The following is a 24898-nucleotide window of genomic DNA, read 5'->3' as shown; positions in this document are numbered from 1 at the left end:
TCAAAGACCGTTTTTGCTTTGGTTTGCCGGGGTAATGCCGGAATCCTGCCATCCGCACAGGTGCAACTTGCCCTTCACCAGCGCGGTCACCGCCTGCATGGCAGGTGGAAAAACCTGCCGGATATCGATACTGTCCGAGCGGACGATAGCCTCGCGCAGGTAAGCCATAAAGGCGTCTTTGATTTCGGTGGCGAAGTTCACCTTCACAATGCCGTTTCGCACCGCCTCGCGCCACTGGTCGTCCGGAATGCCTGAGGCGCCGTGCAGCACCAGAAACGCATCCACGCTCTCCCGAATGGCTTTCAACCGCCCGATGTCCAGCTGGGGCTGCCGTTTGTAGAACCCGTGCGCATTGCCGATGGCCACCGCCAGCAGGTCCACGCCCGTCTCTTGCACAAAGCGTTTCGCCTGTTCGGGCGCAGTCATGTCCAACTCCTGTGCCTCACGTTCTCCCACCTTCGGCACATATCCCAGCTCGGCTTCCACCAGAGCACCTCGCGGACGCGCCAGCGCAACTACTTCCCTGGTAAGACGCACATTGGTATCAAAATCCTTCTCGCTGGCATCGATCATGACCGAGTCGTATCCGGTCTCTATACACCGGCGCACCAGGTCTGGGTCGCGCGCGTGGTCCAGGTGCAACCATGCTGTGACACCCATCTCACGACTGGCGGCGCGAGCCATTGCCACAGCCGTTTCCAGTCCGAGGTAGCTTAGCGTAGCGGGTGATGTTTGCAGAATCAACACTGAGCGCATCTCGCGGGCGGCGCGCAACACCGCCAGCAAGGTCTCCGCATTATAGAAGTTCGTCGCCAGAATAGCCGCTCCACGCTGTCGACAGGACTCCAGAGCCTCTTTCAGATACATCCCTTTCCGTTCCCCCTACATCGCCGACAAGAACGCCTCTACCTCCGCAAGGGTGGGTAACCCTTCCATGGGTCCCTGCCTGGTGACTGCCAGTGCTCCAATGGCGCTGGCGAATCGAGCCGCCTCTGTCACTGACATCCCCCTCAGCATCGCAACCACGAAGCCGCCGGCGAAAGCATCACCTGCTCCTGTGGGATCTACCTCCGTCACAGGGAAGGCAGGAATATGCACCTGCTCGTTATCGGTGAACACCACGCACCCCTGTGCACCACGCTTCAGCACCACAATCGGGATGCCCCTCTCCACGAGATGACGACATGCCTTTTCCTCATCGGCATCGCCCGTCAGCATGGTTGCTTCGCCGCCGCTTGGCAAAAGCACATCGCAAGCCCGCAGCACCGGCTCGCACAACTCCCGAACCGCCTCTAGTCCCAGCAGTTCCGGTCGGACATTCGGGTCAAAGCTGACTATCGCCCCGTGCTGCTTGGCGAGATTTACCGCTCGATGACAGGCCTCCCGGGCGCAGTCGCTGATGCTTAATGCCGAGCCGGTGACATGCAGCGCCTTCACACCGTGCAGGTATTCATCCCGCACGTCTTCGGGGCTTAACAAAGCCGCGGCAGACTGGGGTAGATGAAACAGAAACTGCCTCGAGCCGTCTGAACGGTAGCAAACAAAAGCGATGCCGGTCGTCCGGTGTGCGACCGTGCGTATGTGGCGCACATCCACACCATCTGCTCTCAGCCGACGCAGAATGCACCTGCCGAACGGGTCGTCCCCCACCACGCCCAGGAAGCCACACGAAACGCCTAATCGCGCTACTGCATCGATAAAAATCGCCGGTGCGCCGCTGGGGTATGGTCCCACAAATTGCCCCGGTTCATCCAGGGGCTGATCCACAGCGGGGCGCATCACCTCCACCAGAAGCTCACCCAGAGAAAGCACCTGCGGCATGAATCGTCACCTCAGTCGAAACACGCGCCATGCTTCGATTCTCCCGTGCCCTCGTCGCATCCTTCCCGAAAAGCCCCTTCCGAGGCAGGATTCGCCAAAAGCGCTAGGGAACGAAGGTCTAAAACGGCGGAGGAGGCAAACGGCAATGCAGAACGGTCTGAAAAAAGCGCTGATACTTTCTATGCTGCCCAGCAATCTCAGCTACGTCGAGCGTTTCCATCTGGCAAAAGAGGTAGGGTTTGACGGCATCGAGGCTCCCCCTATTAGCGACCCGGAAGAGATAAAGAAGATTCGCGCGGCATCGGAATTGAGCGGTGTACCCGTTCATTCTATTATCTACGGAGGATGGCACGCTCCACTCTCCAGCGCCGACCCGCGCACGGTGGAAAAGGGTCTTCAGGATGTGCAGGCAGCTCTGCACTGTGCCAAAGAACTGGGAGCCGATACGGTGCTGCTGGTACCTGCCATTGTCAACGAAAGCACACGGTATGCAGATGCTTATACCCGCTCTCAGCAGAACATTCGCAAGCTGATTCCTCTGGCGGAAAAGCTGAAAGTGGTCATCGCGGTGGAAAACGTCTGGAATAACTTCCTGCTCAGTCCGCTGGAGTTCGCGCGTTATGTGGACGAGTTCCGCAGTCCATTTGTGAAGGCATACTTCGACGTGGGCAACGTGCTGGCTTTCGGCTGGTCAGAGGACTGGATACGCACTCTGGGCAAACGCATCCAGCGTATTCACCTGAAAGACTTCAAACGCAGCACACGCCAGTTTGTGAACCTGCTGGAAGGCGACGTGAACTGGCGAGAGGTGCGCAAGGCACTGGATGAGATAGGCTACAGGGGATTCCTGACTGCCGAGCTCGGTGGAGGCGATGCAAACTATCTGCGCGATGTCGCGCAGCGTATCGACCGCATTATCGCAGGGGTGTAGCAAAGGGGCGAGGCTCACCGCCTCGCCCCCGCTTCAGGGAGCATTCACGCAGTGGTTTTAGCCGCGCCTGCGAAGGAATGTCGGGATGTCATAGTCGGTTTCGTTCACCGGTGCTTGCTGGGGCTGGCGTTCCGGTGCGCCCGAAGGCGCAGCGGAGGTACGCTCCGCGGGGCGGGTCGGTATTCCTCCCATACGTTCTGCCATAGGCTCCGGGCGTCGCAGGGGCTCCGGACGTTGCGCCGGACGTTCCGCCAGAGGACCCTGCGAAGAGGCAGGTAAACCTGCCGCCAGCACCGTAATCTTCACTTCACCCTCCATCTTCGGATCCACCACGTGACCGTAGATGATGTGGGCCGTTTCCAGATCGCAAAGGCTCTGGATAACTGCAGCCGCTTCGCTCAACTCCTGCAGGGTCATGTCGGGACCGCTGGTCACATTAATGAGCACGCGCTGTGCGCCGTCGATGGAGGTTTCCAGCAGAGGGCTGTTCGTGGCGCTTTCTGCCGCCTCACGGGCGCGATGCTCGCCGCTACCGTGCCCGATTCCCATAAGCGCTGGACCAGCGTTGGACATGATGGTCTTCACGTCCGCAAAGTCCACGTTGATTAAGCCCGGGATGGTAATAATGTCGGAAATGCCCTGCACGCCCTGCCTGAGAATATCGTCGGCGGCGCGGAAGGCTTCCACCAGAGTAGTGCGCTTTTCTACGACGTTGAGTAAACGTTCGTTGGGAATGACGATTAACGTATCCACATGCTCGCGCAGGTTGGCAACGCCCTCTTCGGCGATTTGCATCCGGCGCGGTCCCTCAAAATTGAACGGTTTTGTCACCACTGCGACGGTCAGTGCGCCCATCTCCTTCGCCAGCTGCGCGACCACAGGCGCTGCGCCCGTGCCCGTGCCACCACCCATGCCTGCGGTGATGAACACCATGTCAGCACCTTCCAGCGCCTTCATGATTTCGTTCTTGCTCTCCTCCGCAGCGCTGCGACCAATCTGCGGATTGCCGCCCGCGCCTAACCCTCTGGTCAGATTCTCGCCGAGCTGAACCTTCTTCTCGGCGGCGGAAATCTCCAGCACCTGCACATCGGTGTTCATGGCACAAAAGTCCACCCCAACCAGCCCCGCTTCGATCATGCGGTTCACGGCGTTTGTGCCACCACCACCGATGCCGATGACCTTAATCTGCGCATACTGTCTTACGCCAGCCATGGTGTTTAGCCCCCTATGATGAAATGGATATTATTGCGCGAAACGTGATAGCAGACGGCGAAACCATACCGTCACCCCCTGCCATAAAGAGCGATGGCGGGAGTCGGCAACCATATAATAACGTTCCAGCCCGTACAAAAGTAGCCCCACACCCGTTGCAAATACCGGGCTGTCCACCTTATCTACCAGACCTCCGATGTTCATGGGCTTGCCGACCCGCACCGGCATATCGGTAACCTCTCGCGCCAGTTCCACCACACCGCGCATCAAGCTACCGCCTCCGCTCAGTACCAGTCCGCCAGGCAACATGCCCGCCGTGCCCGACTTCCTGATTTCCTCGTACACCAGCTCAAACAGCTCTCGCATTCGGGGTTCCACAATCTCCGCCAGTACCCGCGCCGGTATCTTCCGCTCTTCATTGCTTCCCATCGGACGATGGGGCACGACTTCGTTTTCTCCAACCATTTCCTTCACCGCACAGGCATACTGGAGCTTAATCCGTTCGCTCTCTTCTGGCGGTGTGCGCAACCCCATTGAGATGTCGTTCGTAACGTGGTTACCTCCGATAGGAATGACACCAGTATAGTATATCTCCCCACCGGTGAAAACCGCCACATCGGTCGTACCGCCCCCGATGTCCGCCAGCGCTACCCCGAGGTCGCGCTCGGCTTCCGTCAGTACCGCCGCCGCTGTGGCAATCGGCTCGACCACCAGCTCGTTAATCTGAAGCCGCGCGCGTTGCACGCATTTGGTAATATTTTGCAAGAAAGTGCTGCTACCGTGAATAATGTGCGTCTCCACCTCCAGACGTGAACCGCTCATGCCTTCTGGATGGCGAATACCGTCCTGACCGTCTACGACGTACCCTCGCGGGATGGCATGGATAATTTCGCGGTCGGGCGTCAGCACCACCGTTCGCGAGCTCTCCATCACCCGTTCCACGTCTTCCCGCGAAATCTCATGCGTGGGAGACGTCACCGCGATCATCCCCCTGGAGTTCAGGGAACGGATGTGTTCACCGGTCACCCCCACATAAACTGACTCGATGCGCCGTCCCGCCATATGCTCTGCCTGTTCCACAGCCTGCTCGATGGATTGGGTTGCCTGCTCTATATCCACGACCGTTCCCTTGCGCAGACCTCTGGAGGGGACAACCCCAACCCCGATGATATTGATGCGCATGTCGTCCGTGACTTCCGCGATCAAAGCTGCTATTTTTGTTGTGCCGATATCCAGTCCGGCAATCATCGATGTGAACTCCCGTTTCAGGTTCTTTCAGCATCCCGCTGCCGGGATATGTTCCATTGAGTCAAGTAGTAGCGGCGGATGAGCGACAGATTCAGAAACATTCGCCCGCCCAGCGTGACCACCGCTGCCAGAAACAAATCCACCCCGATCTGGTCGCCCAGGTACGCCAGCAGTGCCGCCAGCAGGGTGTTGAAGATAAATCCTGATATGAATACATCTACGTGAAACTTGCCCTCAATACCTGCACGAATTCCCCCTAAAATCGAATCCAGCCCCGATAAAGTAGCCAGGCTCAAGTAGGGGGCGTAATCACTGGGCAGCTGCAGCGGGACAAAGTAGAAAATAATGAATCCCGCCAGTAAAGCCACAACGGGCAACCAGCTCATCGGACGCCGTCCCCCTTCTCCTGCGAGGTGTTGCCGGGTGTCGCGACGACCGGCTTGGCATACCGGAAAACCAGACTGCCCGTGTAAGCCGGTATCTGAACGTTGCTCTTTTTCGTCACCTTCACCATGTCTGGGTCTATCGCCTGAATGTCGGTAAGTACGCCTTGCGGCAGGTTCAATGCCCCCATGAGCGTATCCGGGTCGCCAATCGCATGGATAACGTACGGTGAAGACAGCGCAATGCCGTTCACCTGTATCGTCGGTCCCACGCAACGGATGGCGGTAGTCGCAATGATACGCTGCCCGTTGATGGATACCGCCTCCGCCCCGGCGGCGTGCAGCTCGTTCACTACCCGCTGTAAATCCGAGTCATGAATGATATAGTTTTCAATATCTATGGGCGAATTGGCGGGCGGTCGTTTCTTGCTGTCCTGCAAGACCACCTCCACGCCCGGTCCCTCGACCGGTATTAGACCAGCCAGAAACTTCGCTTCCTGCAAGGCGTTATTCAGCAGCTTCGTCTTCTCAGACGCGCTCGCCATTTCGTTCTCATACTGCGTCGTGCGCTCTCGAAGCTTGCTGATCTCCTCGTTTGCCATCTTGAGTTGCTCTTGCTGGTCGCGGTAAGCAGCAGCCAGCCCGAAAAAACGATTGGATGGCAACGAAGTAGACCGGATGCTCTGCTGGGTCTTCAGAGAGACCGCCAGCAATGCCCCCAAAACCAGCGCCATGACCGTTACCGGGGTGACCCAAGGATTATTTCGAATGCTGGAGAGAAACACGTTCAGGTTCATTCACAATGCCCCCTTTCCCCTCGCGCGTGGCTTCCAGACCGGTTTATCGACGCAGCTGACATCCAGATATTCAGCCTGTTGCACTATCTGAGGCTGAGTCCAGAGCTCAGCGGTTCGCAGCATTTTCTGAGGCAAAGCCACACTATCTCCTATTTTCACCTGCGGCAGCCCTCTCTTCATATTTAAACACAGATTGCCCTCGCGGTCAACCACTATTTGAGTAACAGGTAACTGATATTCTGGAACATATCGGTACAGGATTTCCAGGGCAGTTTGCACAGGCTTGTTCTGCACCGGTCGCCCCAGAGTGATGGTCAGAGGCATCTCCACGCGGATTTCCGGCAACTGCCCCGCCCGATTCGTTTTCCAGAAAGGCACACCGCGTGCATCTATCCAGCTGCTTGAACCAGCCGCAGTCAGCAAAGCAACAGGCTGACGTTCAAACACACGGATGTACACCCTGCCCGGCAATCCACGTGAGACCACTGCTTCAGCCACTGTTGGCAGTTCCTGCAACCGCTGAGCAATGCGAGAGGGCGACAGAAAGACCCAGCTGCTCCCGCGGCGTATGTGCGATTTGCGCATCACCTGCTCCGGGAGCGTCAGATTAATGCCATCCACAGTAACTTGCTTCACACTGAAAGCAGGACTCGTCCACATCGCCAGTGCCACTTCGGCAAGCAAAACCACCAGCAGGAAAGATTTCCACGCACGCCAAACGTTGCGCTTCGGTCGCTTTTCTACCGGACGGTGCAGAGGGATTCTGCGTGCGCTCATACGACCTCTTCCCCCCTGGCAAGCCGTACAATGTTGTCTACCAAACGTTCAAAACTCCAGCCGTACGCTTCTGCCGAGCGAGGCAGCAAGCTGGTCGGCGTCATGCCCGGAATCGTGTTCACTTCTAAGGCAACAACCCCACCGCTTGCCCAGATGAAATCGATACGCGACATTCCCCGACAGCCCAGCGCGCGATGGGACAGAAGCGCGTAATGCGCACACTGCTGATGTATCTCATCCGGCACTCGTGCAGGGATGATTTCCTCAGTCGCGCCGGGCGTGTATTTCGCCTCATAGTCATAAAAACCGCCTGCGGGCACTACTTCAATCATTGGCAGAGCAACAGCACGCCGGTTGCCCACAACTGGAACCGTCAACTCCACACCGGAGAGAAGCGGCTCTATCAGCACACACTCGTCATAACGGAACGCATCCCGCAAAGCTTCATCCATCCCAGACTCCTGATACACCCGATGCACACCTATCGTGGATCCCTGTGTGTTCGGCTTGACGATGACCGGGTAACCCAGCATCTCGCCCACTTTTCGCGTGATAGATTCTGTGGGTTCATCGCAATAGCACACCACTTCCGGGGCTACGGGCACTCCCGAAGCCTCCAGTACCCGCTTGGTCATCACTTTATCCAGCGCAAGAGCGCTTGCCAGTACACCCGAACCGGTATAGGGTATATTCATCAAGTCCAGCACCGCCTGAACGCGCCCGTCTTCACCCGGCGCGCCGTGAAGCACGATGAACACCACTTCTGGCTGATGCATCACCAGCCGCTTCACCAGGTCGGCAAGTCCCACCGCACGCTCTGAAGATACCTCTAAACCGCGCTGTTTTGCCAGCGATTGACTGAATACCACATCCATCTCGATAACATGGTAGCCTGCTCGGCGCAGTCCATCTGCCACACGCCTGCCAGAGGAGAGGGAAACCTCCCTTTCGGTGGAGTCCCCCCCCATCAGCACCATGACCTTTTCAGACACCGTCTGCACCTCCCAGTAACTGTAGCAACAGGCGGGCAGTGCGGTCCAGTTCCCCCGCTCCTAACGTTAACACTGTATCATCCTCCCGCACTATCTGCAGTAACACCTCCGCTGCCCGTTCGGGTGTATCTGCCAGGATAACCTGCATATCCGGTCGCCGCCAACGAACCTCATCCGCAAGACGTGCGGAACTGATACCCGGTATGGGTTCCTCTCTCGCCGGATAGATTTCTACCAGTACCAGCACATCACTGCCCTGCGCCAGCACATCTGCGAACCGGTGCAGGAAGTCGCGCGTTCGGCTGTAGAGGTGAGGCTGAAACGCGACCACCAGCCTTTTTTTCACTCGCGGACGCAAGGTGACTAGGGTTGCTTCTATCTCCGTCGGATGGTGACCGTAATCATCGTAAATCTGCACGCCCTTCGCCTGCCCGACAAACTCCAGCCTGCGCTGCACACCCTCAAAACTCTCCAGCCCCTCACGCACAGCATCAAAGGATAAGCCCAGCTCCACGCTTGCTCCAGCGGCGGCTACCGCATTCAGCACATTGTGCGCGCCGGGCACCCGCAGACGGATTGCTCCCAGCGTCTCACCGTGCGCCTGCACCTGAAACACGCCCTCACCATCTGCGGGTACAGCGCGGTAATCCGCCCGGCGGCTCCTTCCAAAGGTAACCACCTTTGCGACGGCCTGGTCACATATCTCCAGAGAACGCCCGTCGTCTGCCCAAGTCAGCACAAACCCTTCTGCACTAACCTGTGACACAAACCGACGATAGCTTTCCAGCATCCTTTGCTCGGTCTGATAGTAGTCCAGATGCTCCGCTTCCACGTTGGTTACTACCGCCGCGTACGGACACAGGTCCAGGAAGGAGTCATATGCCTCACACGCCTCGACGACGACGTACTCCCCCCGTCCCAACCGTACATTACCGCCGTACCGACGCACCTCCCCCCCAATCAGCACCTGCGGGTCCGCGCCCGCTGCTTCCAGCACAGACGCCACCATTGCGGTGGTGGTGGTCTTGCCGTGCGTGCCCGTTACCGCAATGCCTTTATGACCTTCCAGCAACATACCCAGCGCCTGCGACCGGCGCAGCACCCGGATTCCCGTGTTGCGTGCTGCAATGAGCTCGGGATTGTCCTCATGCACCGCCGCCGTGTATACGAACACGTCACATCCCTGCACATGGGTGGGGTCGTGCCCCAACCAGACCGTGATGCCCTGCTCCTGAAGCTTCTGCGTGATGGGGCTTGGCTTGAGGTCGCATCCGGTGACCTGCCATCCGCGCTGGTGCAGCACCTGCGCAATCGCGCTCATGCCGATGCCGCCGATTCCCGCAAAATGTACGCGGAGAGCATTCATGGCTGATCCGCCACCTCCATCACCTGTTGAACCACCCGCTCTGCGGCGTCTTCTCTGCTCCACCGACAGTTTGCCGCGCCCATCTGTTGTAGCCTGCATTCATCCTTCAGAAGATCCAGCAGTTCTCCGGCGAGCCTGCGGGCATCTATCTCCCCTTCGCGAAAGACCACCGCCCCACCGAGACGCGCCAGTTCCTGCGCATTGTGCCACTGATGGTCTGCATAGGCATAGGGATAGGGCACGAACACTGCTGCCTTGCCGAACAGCGCGATTTCGTTCAGCGTTGAGGCACCTGCCCGCGAAAGCACAAGGTCTGCCGCCGATAGCGCCCGCCCGAGTGTCGATGCATCCATAAACCCAAACCACCGATAGCCATCGAGCTGCGAATACTGCTCGAAATCCGCCATGTTGCGCTCGCCCACCTGATGTATCACCTGCACTCCTGCCCGCTGCAGTTCCGGCAATATCTCCAGTGTCCAGCTGTTCAGTGTGCGCGCCCCCTGACTGCCCCCGATAACAAACAGCACTCGCTCGTCAGGGTTCAGCTCCAGCGCATCGCGGGCAGAATGGCTCTGCATACGCGCTTGCAGTAACTCCTTCCGCACCGGCAGTCCAGTATGCACACAGAGGCTTCCGCCAAAATAACGCGCCGTGCTTTCAAAAGTGATGCACACCCTCCGCGCCCATCGAGCCAGCCAGCGATTAGCGCGTCCCGGAATGGCGTTCTGCTCGTGCAACACGATTTTGCCGCGCCGCAGTGCCTGCGCCAGCACCACACCTGCCGCCACATATCCCCCAGTAGCCACCACCACGTCGGGGGCAAACTCGCGCAGAATGCGGCGGGCAGTGCTCACCGTACGCAACAATGCACCTATCGCTGCCGGAGCCAGCGACCGCCGCAGGGGCAATGCCCGAATGGCATAGAAACGCCATCCCATGGATGGAATAACACGCCCCTCCAGACCATCCTCACGCCCGGCAAATGCGATATCGCTGACACCGGCGTCACGCAACGCCTCGGCGATACTCACGGCGGGAAACAGATGACCGCCGGTTCCCCCGCCCACCAGCAGCACGCGCATAAGAAGCCTCTTTCACGCGCTCCATCATCGGATTGCCTGCAACTTTTTGAACCAAACCTATACTGAATAGCAAACTGACCAGTGACGAACCTCCATAGCTGATGAACGGCAAAGGCACACCGGTCGTCGGCACTGCGCCGGTAACCACATAAAGATTCAACAGGCTCTGCCATGCAATCATGAGTCCCAGACCGCTTGCCAGCAGGAGAAGAAACATCGCTTGAGCCCTGTGTGCCACAAGGAATACCCGCCACGATACCAGCGCCAGCAGTACCATAATCGCGGTGCTGCCGAATATACCGGTCTCTTCCGCAACGGTTGTAAACACAAAGTCAGTCTCTGCCGCCGGCAGGAACTCTTTTGCGCGTCCCATTCCAAGTCCCACTCCCCAAATCCCGCCGGAGCCTATACCCATCAGCGAGTGGGCGAGCTGGTAACCCGAGGTATTTATGTAAGCAAACGGCTGGGTAAACGCGATGACGCGCTGCAGGCGATACTCTTTCTCAAAGATGAAGATGACGGCGACCACTGCCAGCACCGCGACCAGCAATGCGACGCGACGGAAAGGTAGACCCGCCGCGAAAAGCATCCCGACTCCGATCCCAACGAACACCAGCGCGGTACCCAGGTCGTCCTGCACTTTCACCACAATCCCGGCTGCCAGCAGGATACCGAACAGCGCCCATAAATAGTTTTGCTTGCGCGTCTTTTCGCATGAACCGATCAGGTTGGGTGCGCAGAGCAAACTCGCCAGCAATACAATCAGCGCGATTTTGCCGAGCTCGGAAGGCTGTACCAGAACCTCAAAAGCGCCAATCTGTCCCAGTTTGAGCCAGCGAAGTGCCCCATTGCGTTCCACGCCGAGGGGGGTCAGCACCGCCATCATCAGCCCCAGGGATAAGATAAACACGGGCACCGCGGCTTTGTGCAGGAAAGTGAGGGAAACACGCCTGCCAACCGCATACGCCAGCAGACCTACCCCAGCCCAAATAGACTGTTTCAACAGTTGCGAGGAGCCTTGCTTCGGAAAACTGGCGTCGTATACCACAATCAATCCCACAATCACCAGCGCGAAAACCGCCCAAGCAAGCAGTCTGTCCTCCCTGGCGCGGTGTACATCACTCATCGTTTCCCTCTCCCTCCAGCCGATGCACGATGCGGCGAAAGGCGTTCCCCCGTTCCTGAAAATTGACAAACATGTCAAAGCTCGCGCATCCGGGCGACAACATGATGCAGTCACCCCGATGGGCAAGGTCACGGGCGCGTAAAACCGCCTCTTCCAGACCGTCGCACCGAACGATACGTTCCCACCCCGCCGTGCGGAGCTTCTCCTCGATGTTCTGCGCGTCTGCTCCGATAAGCACCACGCCTCGCGCCTTCTGTTGCAAAAGCGGCACAAGGTTGCCAAAAGGAGTACCGCTTTTATCCACGCCCCCCATAATGAGCACGACCGGTGAGGGTACGGTTCTCAGACTTTCCTCAACCGCTTGCAGATTAGTGCACATGGAGTTGTTGATGTACTGCACCCCATCGATTTCCGCCACCCATTCCATGCGATGGGGTAGCGGGCGGAAGGTGGCTATGGCTTCCTCCAGCCGTTCTCCCGCGATGTTCCAGGGGAGGCAAGCAGCAACCGCCGCTGCCAGGTTACGTCGGTTGTGCTCACCGTACAGTCGGTATCGTCCGATAGAAGCGAGGCGGTTGACCCCTTCCCCTTTCCTGAAGTATACCCCATCTGCATCACACCAGACCACGAAGCACCCATTTTTATCTATGTTCTGATGAGAAAAATAGATATATTTTGCCGTTGTTTTCACCAGACTGCAGATGAAGTCATCGTCGCCGGGGATAACGGCAAAATCCGTCCCCGTTTGGCGACGAAACAGTCTCGCCTTGACTTTGCCATACTCTTCGAGGGAACCGTGGCGGTCCAGGTGGTCGGGTGACAGAGTCGTCCATACTCCGACAACAGGACGGAACTCATGCACCCACTCCAGTTGAAAACTGCTGACCTCGGCAACCAGGATATCCTCGGGCTCTGCCTGTGAAGCGGCGTCGGTCAGGGTACGCTCCATCCCGTCGGCGGCGATGTTACCGCACAATATCGAGCGATAGCCTGCTGTGTGAAGAATGTGTGCGACCAGTGCCGCAGTGGTGCTTTTACCGTTGGTTCCAGTCACGGCAACTATCGGAGCCTCGCTCAGATGGAAGGCGAACTCCACCTCCGACCAGACGGGGATGTCCTTCCTGACCGCATCCTGCAACACCTCAGCCCATTGAGGAACTCCCGGGCTGGTTATCACGAGGTCATAAGCCTTCCCTGGCAAGCCCCCCTGCCAGCCGGTCAAAACCTGTACTCCCTGCTCTGCCAGACGGTTTGCCAGTTCAGGGAACCGGGCATCACAGGCGGTAACAGATGCCCCCAGCTGGTGCAGTACCCGAGCCACGTCGTAACCGCTCCGCCCGATACCCACCACCAGTATGCGTTTGTTTCGCCACTGCGTGTGTTTCATATACTCACCCGTGCGAGCACATAACCCGCGGCACCGCTGACAATGCCCGCTATCCAGAACATCATGACCACACGAGTCTCGTGCATCCCCAGTAACTCGAAGTGGTGGTGCAGTGGAGACATTCGGAATATCCGCTTGCCTGTCGTCTGAAACGAAATGACCTGCAGTATCACCGATAGCATTTCTATCCAGAAGACCATTAGCACTACCATGGCAATCAACTCCGCCTTGGCAAAGATGGCAACCAGCGCCAGGGCGGCCCCCAATGCCAGCGAGCCGGTATCTCCCATGAATACCCGAGCCGGATAGCGGTTAAAGTTCAAAAAGCCCGCACATGCTCCACCTAATGCCCCCGCACCTTGCAGCACCCACGAGGGGTCGCGTAAACCAGCGACACTGCCCAGCGCACATGCCGCAATCAGCGATAACCCCGCTGCCAGACCATCCAGCCCATCGGCAAGGTTTACCGCGTTCGACAAAGCGACGATAAACAACACCGCCAGAGGATAATACCAGCCGCCCAGGTCCACGCGCCATTCGCCAGCCTGGAGCACTGTGGTCACACCGATCTCGGCGTTGACAAAGAGGTATGCCGCAAAAGCAAGCGCTACAGCACACTGCATCAATAGCTTCTGACGCGCCTTTAAGCCCAGATTCTTACCACGCCGGATAATCAGGTAGTCATCCAGCAAGCCAATCCCCGCGAAGGCCAGCACAGTAGTACAAAAAGCCGCCGGGTCCCATGCTCTGGTGAGCGTTTGTTGAGAAAGGGCAGCTTGTATCCCCAGTGTCAACAATACTCCTATCACCAGACCGGTTACTATCAGCACACCGCCCATTGTCGGCGTTCCCGCTTTGGTGCGGTGACGCTCCGGTGCATCCTCGCGAATAGCCTGACCAGCCTTGACAGACACCAGCACACGCAGAGTCGGCTCGCCCATCGCCAGCACGACCACCAGCGCAAAGCTAAATGCCACCCAGAACCAGAGCATGTTAACAGTCCTCGGAAATGGCTTTCACGACCAGCTCCATGTGAAGAGCGCGTGAACCTTTCACCAGCACCATGTCACCCGGCTGCAGATAGCGAAGAATGTTTTCCGCTGCGGCGTTGCTGTCGCTGAAAGTCAAACACACCGAGGGGTTTCCTGCCGATTTTGCACCACGAACGATCTCCTCTGCCATCTCACCCACCGCCACAATCACCTGCGCGCCAATCCGAGCCGCTTCCTGACCGACCTCACGGTGCAGTTGGGGGGCTTCTTCGCCCAACTCCAGCATATCTCCCAAAACCACTATCCGCCTGCAGCCGTTTGCCATCCGCTCCATCGTGTGTAAAGCTGCTTTGACTGACGCTGGATTAGCATTGTAGGTGTCATCGAGCACGGTTATCTGCTTGGCTGTCCGACACACCTGCATCCGCTGTTCCACTGCCTGCATTTGCTGCAAATAGACGGTAGCTTCCGCAAGCGGAACACCCACCGCCACTGCGCAGGCGAGGGCTGCCAGCGCATTGCTCAAGTGATGCAAACCGGGCACGGGAACTTGTAGCGGCGAGATCTCTCGCCCGTAGCGCACGATACATCGAACCTTACCATCCCGTTCCATCTGTGGCTTTACCGCCCGCACTGTTGCCCCGCGCCGATGTCCGAATGTAATCACCCTGCAGCGCACCTGCCGGCGGCAAAATTCAAAATAATCGTCGTCTGCATTCAGCACAGCCACACCGTCTTCGGGGAGACGGTACAGAATTTCCGATTTTGCCAGGGCAATGTTATCCCTTGAGCCAAGCAGCTCAAGGTGCGCCCACCCGATGTTGGTAATCACGCCAATGGAAGGACGTGCAATGTTTGCCAGCCAGTCAATTTGTCCCCTGCCTCGCATTGCCATCTCCAGCACCGCCACGGTGTGGTGCCTCTCCAGCTGCGAAATCGTCAGAGGTAAACCTATCTCGTTATTCAGGTTCTGCGGAGACTTGAGAACCGTGTGGCGTGCGCTGAGAGCGGCAGCAGTCATCTCTTTGGTGGTGGTTTTGCCCGTGCTGCCCGTAATCCCTATCACGGGAATGTCAAAAAGACCCCGATACCAGCGAGCAAAACACCCCAGCGCCCAGACGGTATCTGCGACATAGATGAGCGGAAAGCCTTGCGGCGCGTCTACCGGTCGTGAAACCACGGCGCCCACCGCGCCCCGCTCCGCACTCATGCGCACGTACTGATGTCCATCGGTGCGCTCGCCCGGTATGGCAAAGAAGAGGTGTCCAGCCTCAATGGTCCGGCTGTCAATGCCGATGCCTTTGACGAGGGCTGTTCGCTCTCCAGTAAGCACCCCACCGATGGCTTTGGCGATAGTATCCAGAGTAATGGGTTCCATTGTGTTCAACCTTCCAGCATCTCGCGCGCAACCTGCCTGTCGTCAAACGGGATTCGCTGATCGCCAACGATTTGCACCGTCTCATGCCCCTTTCCCGCGATCACCACCATGTCGCCCGCCTGCGCGCTCTCTATAGCGAGAGCAATAGCACGGCGACGGTCTGGCTCCACCCGTACATCTTCCCGTTGGCGAATGCCCTGCAGTATCTCGTCGATAATGGCTTCCGGCGGCTCATTGCGCGGGTTGTCGGAGGTAACCACGCAAAGGTCTGATAGTTCAGAGGCAATAGCCCCCATCCTGGGACGTTTAGACCGGTCGCGGTTGCCGCCGCAGCCAAATACAGTAATTAGACGACGAGGCTGTAATGCCCTTGCGGAACGCAACAGATTCTCCAGCGCATCGGGCGTATGTGCGTAATCCACGATGACCGTGATGCCGCGACGATTGGAAACGATTTCAAATCGCCCAGGCACCTGCGGAACGTCGCGCAACGCATTGACCACAGTATCGGGCGAAAGCGACAGCGCCAGCGAAGCGGTGATTGCCGCCAGAATATTGTACACCTGAAACGCGCCTCCAAGAGGAACGCGCACGTGATGCTCCCCTTCGGGGGTCACCACACGCATCTCCACGCCATCAGGAAACAGGCGCACCTCCGATGCCCGCACGCAAGCATCCGGACTGGATACCCCATATCCCCATCGGTCATAAACGCTTTCCTCATACCATTGCCTGCCTGTGGGGTCGTCCAGATTGAAGACGACATGGGCATGTTTGGTGCTGCGCGGCGGATAGTCCACGAAGAGCCTGCGCTTGCTCGCCGCATAGTTCTCCATCGTCTTGTGATAGTCCAGGTGGTCCTGCGTCAGGTTGGTGAAGACCGCGACGTCAAACTCCAATCCCAGCGTTCGGTGCTGGTGCAGCGCATGAGAAGAAACCTCCATCGCCACTGCCTTCACGCCGTTCTGCACAGCGGTATAAAGCACATACTGGATATCGGGCGCCTCCGGCGTGGTGTGGGAGATAGGCACTTCACCCACCCCGTCCAGAACTGCGCCCAAAGTTCCCATGCTGCCTGTCGACAAGCCGCTGGTGCGAAGTACATGAGCGATGAGGTGCGTGGTGGTCGTCTTTCCGTTGGTGCCCGTCACCCCAACCAGCAACAGCCTGCGCGACGGGAAACCATAAAACCCGTTGGCAAGCAAAGCCAGCGCCTCGCGAGCATGAGGCACCTGCAGCACAGGCACTGACGTAACCTCTACGGGGTGTTCTACCACAACCGCTACCGCACCTCGCGCTACGGCGTCCGGCACGAAGTCATGTCCGTCGAACTGCTGACCCGGTATCGCCACAAACAGCGCACCCGGTTTGACCTTGCGCGAGTCGCAGGCAACATCCGTTACCCATACCTGAATATCCGAAGCGCCAGAGAGGCGCACCTCAGGGAGTAATTCGATAAGCTCAGACAACAGAACTCGCGGCATCCGGTTCACCTCACAGCCTTGCCTTGTCTTACAAAACAGTCTGCGCTCTATCCTTACACCGATTCGCACAGCGCGCCCGGCGTATGTATCCTTGCGATACCCCACCTATTATACAGTATGCGCCAACAGTCCGCTAAACCCCAATGTCAACGCTTAGAAAACGGGATGTGTTTCTGCTTATCATGCATCGCGGGAACGCCCAGATACACCAGCACCCGCTCGGTGATGCGGGCAAAAGCAGGCGCGGCGACCACACCTCCAAAATAACCATTGCGCGGTTCATCCACTACAACCAGCACCACAATACGCGGATTGTCAGCCGGGGCAAACCCTACGAAAGAGGCAACATATTTGCCCGGCGCGTATCCTCGCCTGCCGGGTATCACCTTCTGCGCCGTGCCGGTCTTACCGGCTATCTCATATCCCTTGACCTCCGCCAGCTTGCCTGTGCCCTCGTCCACCACTGCCCGAAGGTAATCGCGCATTTGGCGTGCCACCTCCGGCGACAGCACGGCGTGGGTCTCCACCGGCTCATTCAACAACAGACGAGGCTTCACATACACTCCATCGTTGGCTATCGCGGCGTAGGCAGCTGCCAGCCCCAGAGGGGTGACCTGTAAACCCTGTCCGAACGCCACGTTTGCCAGGCGGATCTTCTGCCATCGGCGTGGTTTTTCTAACCTGCCTGCTTCGCTACCCTTAACAGGCTTTTCCAGCAAACCGAACCGCTCAGTCGTCTCATACAGAGCAGAAGATCCCAGCCTCATGCCAATCTGGGCAGTAGCTATGTTACAGGAATGAGCAACTACGTCACGCAGAGTCTGGTGACCATGCGCCCTTGAACCACCGTGCCGGGCACAATGGATAGTATGCTTCCCGATTTTCATGGAGCCACTACAATGGAACCGACTGCCTTCTCCTACTACCCCTGCCTGCATGGCAGTGGCGATGGTAATGGGCTTGAACGTCGAGCCCGGTTCAAACAGGAACTTCATCGCCATGTTGTGCATGACGCGCTGCCCATACTTTTTCAGTTCTTGAACCCAGTTGTTCAGGTCGACACGAGGCATATTCGCCACCGCAAGCAGGTCACCGCTTTGCACATCCATCACAATGGCACAGGCTCCTGCGGGCTGGTGCTTCTCCATTACCTCCTGCAGGCAACTCTCGGCAATGCTCTGGATATTCGCATCGATAGTGAGTTGCACGTCGCCTCCGTCGACACCCAGCCGCCTGACTACCCGCGTACCTGGCATTATGTGCCCGCGAGATCCCAGCACTCCTTCAACCTCGCCATGCGTGGCAGCAAGCACGTTGTCGTAAAGGTGCTCGAGCCCCTCGGCGCCTCTCCCGTCTGTATCGGTGAAACCGATGAGCGCAGAAGCCATAGCCCGGTACGGATAATGGCGGCTTGGTTCGTCCACCACGTCCACGCCATCCAGCCACGAAGTCACCTGAACAGGGCGCCTTAGACGCGCGGAGTCACGGATAGCTTTTGCCACCCGTCTCCGCTCGTCCGCCATTGCCTCTTTGAGTCGCCTCGCCGGTTCGCCCACCAGGTCTTTCTTCAACGTGAAGGAGGGGGCAACAGGTGTATTGAATCCGCTACCCTGTCCGAACATTCGTTGCTTTTCGGCTTCCTCGATGCGCCTCTTCCTCTCGAGAATCTCTCGCTCAATCTCCGCAGCTGGTTTGCCGACAAAGGGGCTGAGCTGGCGTGCCACGGATCGCGCATCGGTGACCGCTTTGGGACGGACATAAATCGACACGGACATCACATCCATGGCAAGCACGTTACCCAGACGGTCTCTGATGGTTCCGCGCATCCCGTACACTGTCCACCTCTTTTTGCGCAGTCCCCCGTACCGCTCGGCCTGGGCACGCAGAGCATCCGCTTTGGCAGTCTGCAGATACAACAAACGCGCCCATGCACCGAAGAAGAGCAATGTTATCAGCCACCCGGTCAGCAGCAACCTCCACCGGGCGTCCTCAAGGGTGAACGGACGCCTCCGCCGACGCACAGCCATTGGTACACCTTCTGCTCAGTGTCGCTGTGCCAGAACGACCGGCGCACTGGCAACCGCCTGCGGTTGGGTGAGCGGTACCATGCCGAATGCTTGTGCCCGCTTCTGGATACGCACCGGATCGCGCAGGGTCTCATACTGGCTCAACAGCAGGTAGTACTCTTTCCGAAGAGCCTCCCGCTGAATGAACAGCCTGTGTCTCTCACGGGAGAGATTGTAAACATAGCCACACGCTGTAAGGTAAGCCACTACCCCGGCGAAAACCAGCACGCACCACAGGCGCGTCCCTGCAAGAATGCGGTACCTGACGACAGCTTGAGACCGTACCCGCACCCCCGTGCGAACCACATCCTGAAAAACCATATCACCCTCCTGCCTTGTAGATAACTAATCCGCAAGCCTCTCGGCAGCACGGCACTGCGCACTGCGAGAGCGCGGATTGACAGCGACCTCCTCTGCATTTGGCTTGAGTGCATGTGGTGTCAGAAGGCGTATCAACCGCTCTGCTCCACACTGGCACTCAGGCACATGAGGTGGACAAATACACCGGCCGCTCAACCGCTGAAACGCCCGTTTAACCGCACGCGCCTCTAACGAATGGTAAGTCAGCACGACGATGCGCCCGCCCGGCAGCAGGCAATGAACCGCCTGCTCGATTGCCTCCTGCAAGCCCTCCAGTTCACGGTTGACCGCGATGCGCAAAGCCTGAAACGTCCGCGTTGCCGGATGGATGTGCCCACCACGGCGCCCTATCGCCTTGGCTACCAGCGTCGCGAGCTGCTGAGTGGTCAGTATCGGGCGATTTTGCACAATCGCACGGGCAATGCGAGCGGCGGCAGGCTCCTCTCCGTACTCCTGTATGAGCCGGCGCAGGTCCATCTCACTCCACCGGTTCACGATGTCGGCCGCGGTAATGCCCGGCTGGCTTGGGTCCATGCGCATGTCCAGCGGCGCGTCGAAACGGAAGCTGAAACCGCGTTCCGCACTATCCAGCTGCATCGAACTCACACCGAGGTCATACAGGATACCGTCTGCTCCTTCCAGCCCACGCTCACTCAGCACCCGGGGCAAATCGCGAAAGTCCGCGTGAACCAGCGTCACACGGATGGCTCCACTGAACTGCTCGAGCCGACGGGCAGCGGTCTCCAGCGCGCCCGGGTCGCGGTCAATGCCGATAAGCCAGCCGCTCGGTATCAGGCGGGGAGCAATCTCCACCGAATGTCCACCCAGCCCCACCGTAGCATCCACAATGAATTCTCCAGGCTGCGGACGGAGCAGTTCCAGTACCTCGCGCACCATCACCGGTGTATGACTGTTCATGGTTATCATGCTCACAGCTCCAGCCTCACGCCCAGTGTGGCTGCCGCCTGGAAGACGGCACCGTCTTCAATCTGAGAGTTGGTCTCCTTCCATCGCTCCTTACTCCATACCTCCAGACGATACGGCGCGCCGATAATCACCACCACACTGGGCGTTTCCGAAGTCGGTAAAGCAATCCGTGCCCAATCGCGCAGATGGGCAGGAATCGCTAAACGCCCCTGCGAATCGATATCTACGTCCGTTGCTGGACTGATGAAAAACCGTTGCAGGCGTACTGCTTCCTCACTCATGAAGGGAAGCTGCGCCAGCTGCGAACGTATCCGTTGCCAGGTGACAGGATGAAACACAAACAGGCTCCGGTTCCAACCCTGCGTCATCACACAGGAGCGCCCAAACAGGTCTCGGAAGCGCTGCGGCATGATGATACGCCCCTTGTCATCCACCGAGTGCTCCGAGTATCCCTGCAACGCAGCAAGCGCCTCACCCCCAGGTGCTTGCTCTGGCGCCTCCACCCGATTCTCATCCAGTGTGCTATCTGGAGCCTTTTCCTCCACCTTTTCACCACCTGGCATCCACTCAACATCCACTCGGTTGCATACATTGTAAAAAATGAGGGGCGGGCTTGTCAACGGTTTTCGAGGGATTTTCTCAATATTTTGAGAAAAATTTTCTGGAGACCACTAGATGTAGACATATATGAGTGGAGTATTACTGCACCACAACCTGTGCGATGAGGATGCCCCTGAGCCGCGGTGACTGCCTACAGAACGAAGTGGAACAATATATACCCCGCCGGTGCACGCGAGGACAGCTCGATGCCCACGTGCAGGGGTGAAAGCGGGCGAAACCCCACCAGCAGAGAGATATTGCGTGGCGAAGCCTGTAAGGCAACCCCCGCCCTGCCTTCACGTTCCCAGCGCCAGATATCTATCGCCGTGCTCACACGTGCGCCCCATACCCCGCTGTAAAGCAAACCGACCCGGATGGTCGGTTCGTGCAGGGTGGTCGGCAGAGAAAACGGCTCGGAGCCATTCTGCAGATTCGCGCTCAGGAAACGCCCAACCACATCGAATAACGCCGATTGCACCAGCGCGGGTCCATAATGCCCGGTGTTCAGCCACAATAGGGGACCATCCCCGAGGGCACGCCGCAATGCCAGCGCATCTTCCCGAGGTATCACCAGGTCGTACCTGCCGTTGACCATCAACACTCGGTGACCGTACTGCCCATTCAGGAAAGTCCGCGGTTCTACCGGCAGCATCTCCTCACGCAGCTTCTCATAGCCAATCCCTTTACCCCGTAGTTCGGCACGGATGTTCATCGTCAACGGGCTGCGCCACAGCACATGGGCCAGATTTGCCCCACCCAGCACCAGCACTCCTGCCTGCAGTCGTGGTTCCACCCCCAGCGTCAGAGCGCCCACGATAGCCCCCAGACTGATACCAACGATGCCTATCTTCTCGGCATCTATTTGAGCCTGAGACTGCAGCCAGTCGATCAACCGCCGCACGTCGAGCGCCGCCTGGCGCATGGTGCGGCGCATGTGTTCCGCATCGGATACAATCATCAGTTCTCCGCTCAAGTAGCCGCTGGGCGTGCGCTGGATGTGGTACGGTAAAGTCATGACCGCCGTCACAAAACCACGCTTTGCCAGAAAGCGAGCCAGCGAAAGCTCAATGTCCGGCTTCTGCACTCCCCATGAATGCAGGATAACGACCGCGGGCATTCTCTCACTCTGGTGAGGGATAAACACCTCCGCGTATACCGTGCTGTTCTGGGGATAATCCGGAGTCACCAGCAGACTGGGGAACCTGACGAGCAGATGAGTATTCTCCTGTGTTGTGCGGAGAAGCTGCACCTGTGCCTCTACCGGTTGAGGCGGATAGCGGAACCACTCATCGGATGCAGGTTGCGCGCTGCTCCAGACCACACACCCCAAAAGAAGCGTCAAGTACAGCAATTTCGTCATCTGCTCACCTCGTGCCCTGCTTTATCCCTGCTATTCGCATCTCGACAGGTAGTTCCCTCTGCGGCTCAGCGATATCCACAGGCATCCGGCTCCAGGCAGAGCGCGATCATCCCACACCTGTCCCGCCTGAACAGTCGCCTGGACTGCTGGAAGGCCGGTTACACTCTCAATATTTGACAACCTGAAGCGTTTCTGATACAATATATTGGAAATCTCCTCAGGAAAGCCTGCTGAGACGTGGATTTTTCCGCTCGGAGGTGTAGGAAGGAAAAACGCATGGCAAAACCGGGAACACTGGCGACACCCCAAACTGACGACGAACAGTCCTTAGTGACTACCGTTGACCGCGAGTACACCGCGCAGGAGTTTACCGTACTGGAGGGGCTGGAAGCGGTACGGCGACGTCCCGGCATGTATATCGCCGATACCGGCGTGCGCGGTCTCCATCAGCTCTTCTATGAGGTGATAGACAACAGTATCGACGAAGCACTGGCTGGCTTCTGCACCCGTATCGATGTGGTACTCCACTCCGATGGCAGCCTTTCCGTCACCGACAATGGGCGCGGTATCCCTGTAGACATCAACAAAGAGACCGGTTTGACCGGCGTGGAGCTGGCGATGACGCGCCTGCACGCGGGCAGCAAGTTCGGTGGCGGCGGGTATCGCGTCTCCGGTGGACTGCACGGTGTGGGGGTGTCGTGCGTGAACGCCCTCTCCGAGTGGCTGGTGGTGGAGGTCAGTCGCGATGGCAAACGCTACCGCCAGCGCTTCGAGCGGGGCACGCCAGTGACCCCTCTGGAAGTGGTGGGCAAAGCCAAAAACACCGGCACGATGGTACACTGGCTACCCGACCATCTCATCTTCGAGAAGCGCGATTATGACCCCGAGCGCATCGTCCGTCGCATCCGTGAACTGGCTTTTCTGAACAAGAACGTCACCATCACCTTTACCGACGAACTGCATGGCGAGCCGACGCAGACCTTCCATTATAAGAACGGACTGGCGGAGTTTGTGCAGTGGCTGAATGAGAACAAGGACCCCCTGCACAAACCCATTCACTTCGCCCGCACACGCGAAGACACTTACGTGGAAATCGCCATCCAGTACAACGACACCTATCAGGAGAACATCTTCGCCTTTGCCAACAACATCCATAACACCGAAGGCGGCACGCACGTGTCGGGCTTTAAGACCGCGCTGACGCGTGTCATCAACAACTACGCGCGGAAAAACGGCTTGCTGAAGGAGAAAGACCCCAACTTCAGCGGCGATGACGTGCGTGAAGGGCTGACTGCCGTCATCAGCGTGCTGCTGCTGAACCCGCAGTTCGAAGGACAAACGAAGACCAAGCTGGGCAACAGCGAGATAGAAGGTCTGGTGAACTCCATCGTCGGCGAGGCGCTGTCGCAATACTTTGAGGAGAACCCTTCCGTTGCCCGACGCATCGTCGAAAAGGCACTGGTGGCGCAGCGCGCCCGTGAAGCCGCCCGCCGCGCCGCAGATTTGGTGAAACGCCAGAGTGCGCTGGAAAACACCTCCCTGCCGGGCAAGCTGGCAGACTGTTCGGAGCGCGACCCGCGCCTGTGCGAGCTGTTCCTCGTGGAGGGCGATTCGGCAGGTGGCTCCGCCAAGCAGGGACGCGACCGACGCACGCAGGCAGTCCTCCCCCTGCGCGGCAAGATTTTGAACGTGGAGAAGGCGCGGCTGGATAAGGCGCTGGAAAACGAGGAGATTCGCGCCCTCATCACCGCGCTGGGCACGGGCATCGCAGGGCCTGGCAATGGCTCCAACGGAAACGGCGACGAGAAGGAGAACGGTGACTTCAAGTTCGACCTGTCCAAACTGCGCTACCACCGCATTATCATCATGACCGATGCGGACGTGGACGGTGACCATATCCGTACACTTCTGCTTACCTTCTTCTTCCGCTACATGCGCCCGCTCATCGAGGAGGGGCACGTGTACATCGCGCAACCGCCACTCTACGTGATTAAGGCGGGTAAGGACGAACGTTATTACGCCCGCACCGAGAAAGACCGCGACGAAATCTTGAGAAACCTGAAGCGCAAAAACGTCACCGTCGGGCGGTTCAAAGGGCTGGGTGAGATGAACGCGGAAGAGCTGGCGGAGACCACCATGAACCCCGCCACCCGTCGGCTGGTGCGCGTGGAACTGGAGGACGCCGTCGCTGCGGACGAGATATTTAGCATCCTGATGGGCGACAAGGTGGAACCACGCAAGGAGTACATCGTGCGCCACGCCAAGCAGGTCACCAACCTGGACTGGCACGCCTGACCTGACAAGCTGGGGTAATGCCACCGGATGGCAGTATACACAGAACCGCCTGACTGCTGTGTCCTCGCGTGGCTGGACCTTTACCTACAGCCTCAACGGCAACCGTGCGAGTGCTGATTGCGTTCCCCAGCCGGAACGCGGTATTATGTGCTGGATGGGCTAGGACACACCCGTTTGCTCCTTGACAGTTCAGGCAACATCACCGACCGTTACAGTTACGATGCGTGGGGCAACTTGGTCGAGCAGGTCGGCACCACCTTCAACCCCTTCCGCTGGAACGCCGCCTATGGCTATGAATGGACGCCCGCCACAGG

General features: G+C 58.4%; 23 protein-coding genes. 3 read left to right on the top strand and 20 right to left on the bottom strand.

Annotated features, from left to right (window positions below; translation table 11 throughout):
• Both K6U75_14090 and K6U75_14085 read right to left on the bottom strand, forming a co-directional pair.
• Entirely contained in the window at nt 1-867 is an 867-nt protein-coding gene (locus K6U75_14090; GenBank protein MCL6476169.1) for a class II fructose-bisphosphate aldolase, read from the bottom strand.
• A 15-nt stretch (nt 868-882) separates the two neighbouring features.
• Nucleotides 883-1821, bottom strand: coding sequence for a sugar kinase (locus tag K6U75_14085; GenBank protein MCL6476168.1), 939 nt, complete (start codon nt 1819-1821; stop codon nt 883-885).
• A gap of 145 nt (nt 1822-1966) precedes the next feature.
• Between K6U75_14085 and K6U75_14080 the strand changes: the two genes are divergently transcribed.
• Nucleotides 1967-2752: a sugar phosphate isomerase/epimerase gene (locus K6U75_14080; protein ID MCL6476167.1), complete on the top strand. Its 786-nt coding sequence runs from the start codon at nt 1967-1969 to the stop codon at nt 2750-2752.
• Nucleotides 2753-2809: 57 nt separating this feature from the next.
• On the opposite strand, the gene ftsZ is transcribed toward K6U75_14080, so the two are convergent.
• The 18 genes from ftsZ to K6U75_13990 form a co-directional block, all read right to left on the bottom strand.
• The gene (ftsZ, locus tag K6U75_14075; GenBank protein ID MCL6476166.1) at nt 2810-3964 is read right to left on the bottom strand and encodes a cell division protein FtsZ; all 1155 of its coding nucleotides are present in this window, start codon (nt 3962-3964) and stop codon (nt 2810-2812) included.
• 30 nt (nt 3965-3994) lie between these two features.
• Nucleotides 3995-5212: a cell division protein FtsA gene (ftsA, locus tag K6U75_14070; protein ID MCL6476165.1), complete on the bottom strand. Its 1218-nt coding sequence runs from the start codon at nt 5210-5212 to the stop codon at nt 3995-3997.
• Between the two features lie 17 nt (nt 5213-5229).
• Entirely contained in the window at nt 5230-5598 is a 369-nt protein-coding gene (locus K6U75_14065; GenBank protein MCL6476164.1) for a small basic family protein, read from the bottom strand.
• Nucleotides 5595-6392 (bottom strand): DUF881 domain-containing protein, encoded by a 798-nt coding sequence (locus K6U75_14060; protein ID MCL6476163.1) that lies wholly within the window; start codon nt 6390-6392, stop codon nt 5595-5597. The genes K6U75_14065 and K6U75_14060 overlap by 4 nt, the downstream gene beginning before the upstream one ends.
• A complete protein-coding gene (locus tag K6U75_14055; protein MCL6476162.1) occupies nt 6393-7169 on the bottom strand; it encodes an FtsQ-type POTRA domain-containing protein in 777 nt (258 codons plus the stop codon).
• Nucleotides 7166-8146: a D-alanine--D-alanine ligase gene (locus K6U75_14050; protein MCL6476161.1), complete on the bottom strand. Its 981-nt coding sequence runs from the start codon at nt 8144-8146 to the stop codon at nt 7166-7168. The genes K6U75_14055 and K6U75_14050 overlap by 4 nt, the downstream gene beginning before the upstream one ends.
• Before the next feature lie 7 nt (nt 8147-8153).
• A complete protein-coding gene (gene murC / locus K6U75_14045; protein ID MCL6476160.1) occupies nt 8154-9527 on the bottom strand; it encodes a UDP-N-acetylmuramate--L-alanine ligase in 1374 nt (457 codons plus the stop codon).
• Nucleotides 9524-10609, bottom strand: coding sequence for an undecaprenyldiphospho-muramoylpentapeptide beta-N-acetylglucosaminyltransferase (gene murG / locus K6U75_14040; protein ID MCL6476159.1), 1086 nt, complete (start codon nt 10607-10609; stop codon nt 9524-9526). Before murG ends, murC begins: the two co-directional genes overlap by 4 nt.
• A complete protein-coding gene (locus K6U75_14035) occupies nt 10533-11735 on the bottom strand; it encodes a putative lipid II flippase FtsW (protein ID MCL6476158.1) in 1203 nt (400 codons plus the stop codon). The genes murG and K6U75_14035 overlap by 77 nt, the downstream gene beginning before the upstream one ends.
• Nucleotides 11728-13122: a UDP-N-acetylmuramoyl-L-alanine--D-glutamate ligase gene (gene murD, locus K6U75_14030; GenBank protein MCL6476157.1), complete on the bottom strand. Its 1395-nt coding sequence runs from the start codon at nt 13120-13122 to the stop codon at nt 11728-11730. Before murD ends, K6U75_14035 begins: the two co-directional genes overlap by 8 nt.
• Nucleotides 13119-14114, bottom strand: a complete 996-nt coding sequence (gene mraY / locus K6U75_14025) for a phospho-N-acetylmuramoyl-pentapeptide-transferase (protein MCL6476156.1) — start codon at nt 14112-14114, stop codon at nt 13119-13121. The genes murD and mraY overlap by 4 nt, the downstream gene beginning before the upstream one ends.
• Before the next feature lies 1 nt (nt 14115).
• Entirely contained in the window at nt 14116-15492 is a 1377-nt protein-coding gene (gene murF, locus K6U75_14020; protein MCL6476155.1) for a UDP-N-acetylmuramoyl-tripeptide--D-alanyl-D-alanine ligase, read from the bottom strand.
• Between the two features lie 5 nt (nt 15493-15497).
• On the bottom strand, nt 15498-16976 hold the full coding sequence (locus tag K6U75_14015) for a UDP-N-acetylmuramoyl-L-alanyl-D-glutamate--2,6-diaminopimelate ligase (protein ID MCL6476154.1): 1479 nt from the start codon (nt 16974-16976) through the stop codon (nt 15498-15500).
• A 146-nt stretch (nt 16977-17122) separates the two neighbouring features.
• The gene (locus tag K6U75_14010) at nt 17123-19003 is read right to left on the bottom strand and encodes a penicillin-binding protein 2 (protein ID MCL6476153.1); all 1881 of its coding nucleotides are present in this window, start codon (nt 19001-19003) and stop codon (nt 17123-17125) included.
• Between the two features lie 15 nt (nt 19004-19018).
• Nucleotides 19019-19363 (bottom strand): hypothetical protein, encoded by a 345-nt coding sequence (locus K6U75_14005; protein ID MCL6476152.1) that lies wholly within the window; start codon nt 19361-19363, stop codon nt 19019-19021.
• A gap of 24 nt (nt 19364-19387) precedes the next feature.
• Nucleotides 19388-20329 carry a 16S rRNA (cytosine(1402)-N(4))-methyltransferase RsmH gene (rsmH, locus tag K6U75_14000; protein ID MCL6476151.1) on the bottom strand — a complete coding sequence of 314 codons (942 nt, stop codon included), beginning with the start codon at nt 20327-20329 and terminating at the stop codon, nt 19388-19390.
• A 2-nt stretch (nt 20330-20331) separates the two neighbouring features.
• Entirely contained in the window at nt 20332-20892 is a 561-nt protein-coding gene (locus K6U75_13995; protein ID MCL6476150.1) for a division/cell wall cluster transcriptional repressor MraZ, read from the bottom strand.
• A 188-nt stretch (nt 20893-21080) separates the two neighbouring features.
• The gene (locus tag K6U75_13990; GenBank protein ID MCL6476149.1) at nt 21081-22289 is read right to left on the bottom strand and encodes an alpha/beta hydrolase family protein; all 1209 of its coding nucleotides are present in this window, start codon (nt 22287-22289) and stop codon (nt 21081-21083) included.
• 276 nt (nt 22290-22565) lie between these two features.
• Here K6U75_13990 and gyrB point away from each other — a divergent pair, with 276 nt between their 5' ends.
• Both gyrB and K6U75_13980 read left to right on the top strand, forming a co-directional pair.
• A complete protein-coding gene (gene gyrB / locus K6U75_13985; protein ID MCL6476148.1) occupies nt 22566-24584 on the top strand; it encodes a DNA topoisomerase (ATP-hydrolyzing) subunit B in 2019 nt (672 codons plus the stop codon).
• A 117-nt stretch (nt 24585-24701) separates the two neighbouring features.
• Nucleotides 24702-24898, top strand: a 197-nt coding sequence (locus K6U75_13980; GenBank protein ID MCL6476147.1) for an RHS domain-containing protein, incomplete at its 3' end; no start/stop codon positions are given.

Source organism: Bacillota bacterium, from assembly GCA_023511455.1.
Taxonomy (GTDB): domain Bacteria; phylum Armatimonadota; class HRBIN16; order HRBIN16; family HRBIN16; genus HRBIN16.
The sequence above is the reverse complement of the archived record's forward strand: the minus strand, read 5'-3'. Positions and strand labels throughout refer to the sequence as shown.